The organism is uncultured Streptococcus sp. (genome assembly GCF_963456385.1).
Taxonomy (GTDB): domain Bacteria; phylum Bacillota; class Bacilli; order Lactobacillales; family Streptococcaceae; genus Streptococcus.
In genome coordinates this window covers 1-2803 of record NZ_CAUOLF010000041.1, presented here as the reverse complement: position 1 = coordinate 2803, position 2803 = coordinate 1, and the positions used below count along the sequence as shown (strand labels likewise).

Below are 2803 nucleotides of genomic sequence, written 5' to 3'. Positions count from 1 at the left end.
ATAATCCCAACAACATAAGAAGCAAAGCTCGGTCCATAATCATTAAAGTATTGACCTGTGTAGTTATATTGGAAGAGTGGCAGAGTCCACATCTTGGAGTCTTTATTGAGTACCAAGAGAGGAAGCATGAAGTCATTCCAGAACCAGAGGGCATTGATAATCATGGTTGTCGCATGCATGGGTTTCATCATAGGAAAGATAATCTTGAAATAAGTTGTAAACTTTCCAGCACCGTCAATTTCTGCTGCTTCATCCAGACTGTCCGGAATGGAAATCTTAATGTAGCCTACATAGAGAAAGAGAGTCTGTGGAACAGCGTAAGCCAGATAGAGGATAATTAATCCCCAAGTGTTAGCTAATCCTAGCTTACTCATCATAACTGTAATAGGAATCATGATAACTTGAAAAGGAACAAAAATCCCTAAAATCAAGAGCGTATACATAATACCAAAAGCTTTTCTCTTAGACATATTACGAGCGATAGAGTAAGCAGCCATGGGAATAAAAATCATGACAACAGCCAAAGATAGAACCGTGATTACAATCGAATTCCAATAGTAGCCTCCGATACCATCAGCCAAAAGGCGTTGAAAATTTTCTAAGGTCGGTTGAGTCGGAAATCCGAAAAAATTATTAACGATGTCTTTGGTAGACTTAAAGGAACTGAATATCGTTGCTAAGAGTGGAATTAAAATGATAATAGATCCCAGTGTTAGCAAGATATATTTACTGAAATTAGCTTTTCTTTCTGCATTTTTCATCGGGCTTCTCCTCTTAGATTTCAAATTTCTTAGATACTCTCAACTGGATAATAGAAATAACCGCAATCAAGAGAAACAAGATAACAGCAATGGCATTGGCATAACCAAATTGATTGCTCTTAAAAGCATAGTTGTATACCAGAAGTCCTAGAGAGGTGGTCGCATTATTCGGACCGCCGCCTGTCATGGCAAAGACCTGGTCAAATGCTGTCAAACCACCTTTTAGAGCCAAGATAAAGACCATGGAAACGCTTGGTAGGAGATAAGGAAGTTCCACCTTCCAAAAAATTTGTTTGCTGCTAGCTCCATCAATTCGAGCTGCTTCTGTAATCTCAGTCGGGATAGACTGAAGACCAGCTAGGAAGATGATAATAGGCATGGCTACCCCTTGCCAAAGCAAGACGAAGATTGCTGCAAAGATTGCACCGCCATTCGTTCCTAGAAGGCTGGTTTTAAGAAATTCAATTCCTAAGGTATTCCCTATAGCTGGCAATCCGTAGTTGAAAAGTTGCTTAAAGATAAGAGCCACAGTCAATCCAGATAGGACAGCGGGGAAGAAAAACCAAGCTCGGAAGAAAGTCTTTCCCTTTATCTTCGAGTTGAGAGCTCGTGCTATCCAGATTCCCAGCATAATCTCACCAACCACCATACAAATAGTAATGATCAATGTAAAGCCTATCGCGTTCATAAACTTAGGATCGCTCATGAGAAGCATAAAGTTATTAAGTCCGACAAACTTATAATTATAGGTCAAACCAGTCCAGTTTGTCAGGCTGTAGAAGGCACCTTGAAACATGGGCACATAGAAGAATACAGCCTGTAGTACAAGGGGAACAAGGACAAAGAGCCAGCCCCAATATTTCTCAATCAATTTTTTCATAGTAGATCTACTCCTACTCTACGTCTGCTTTCATCGGATTGAAGAAGGCATTTAGTGCTTTCGCCATATCCTCTTTGTCTCCAGTTGTAATATAATTCCCAGTCAAGGTATAAAAATCACTTTCACTGGTCCAGTCTTGAGCCAGCCAAACGAGGTGTCGATCTGTAAATGCTAGTTCAGCAAGACCGGCTAGCGGTGCATCTGAACCAGCTTCCTTGACACCTTCAATAGCTGTTGGTGAGCCGTCCACATCATAATATTTCTGCATAACTTCTGGACGTGACATATATTCAACAAAAGCATTGGCTTCTTTCTTGTGCTTACTACTTGACGAGATAGACCAAGCTAGGTCTCCTGCTCCAATGGTCAAGCTTTGTCCTTTTTGCTTTCCAGGGAAAGGAAAAGTTCCAACATTAAACTTAGGATCTTGCGCATTGATTGCTGTGATAGCCCAAGAGCCATTTGGAGTCATCAGGGCATCGCCCCTAGCAAAGGCACCGACAACATCAGTATAGCCTGCTCCCTGCCAGTTGGTTTGCATGGCTCCTTTTTTGCGGAATAAATCTAACAGCCTGAAATCATCTTTAAGCACTGAATCTGAAGACTTAATGGCATTTGGCTTGGAAAAACGTAGGTAATCATTCGCTTCCTTACCGCCACCTGTTGCAGTGGCAAGAGCTAACTGATGATAACCATTCAAGGTCCAAGTATCTGCTCCTGCAATGGCAAAAGGCGTTTCTCCTTTTGCTATAATCGTATCAACTAATTCCTCAAATTCCTCCCAAGTCTCTGGAACTTTCAATCCCAGTTCTTTAAATTTATCTTTGTTGTAATAGATACCATAAGCATTAGCAGTATAAGGAATATTGTAAATTTTCCCGTCAATCGCATATTTATCTGCGTAATGATTCTTAACTCGCTTGAGATAATTTTTATTAGATAAATCTTCAAAGTACCCAGCTTTAGCCCATTCTTGGAATTCAATAGACTGTGGAAAGATATTGACAACATCTGGGATATCTCCAGCCAGAACGCGCGTTTTGAGTACTTCCCCAGCGTTAGGGACGTTCACCACTTTCACATGCACATTCGGATTTTCTTTTTCGAAGTCTTTGGCAATCTCACGAAGGGTATCAACCATTTCACCCTTCTGATTGAAATA

General features: G+C 40.7%; 3 protein-coding genes. All 3 read right to left on the bottom strand.

Annotated elements, in window-relative coordinates:
* The coding region (locus RP262_RS11180) for a carbohydrate ABC transporter permease (RefSeq protein ID WP_311155193.1) at window positions 1-761 on the bottom strand (761 nt) is incomplete at its 3' end.
* 13 nt (window positions 762-774) lie between these two features.
* A complete protein-coding gene (locus tag RP262_RS11175) occupies window positions 775-1641 on the bottom strand; it encodes a carbohydrate ABC transporter permease (RefSeq protein WP_223311319.1) in 867 nt (288 codons plus the stop codon).
* 13 nt (window positions 1642-1654) lie between these two features.
* On the bottom strand, window positions 1655-2803 hold a 1149-nt coding region (locus RP262_RS11170), incomplete at its 5' end, for an extracellular solute-binding protein (RefSeq protein ID WP_311155192.1).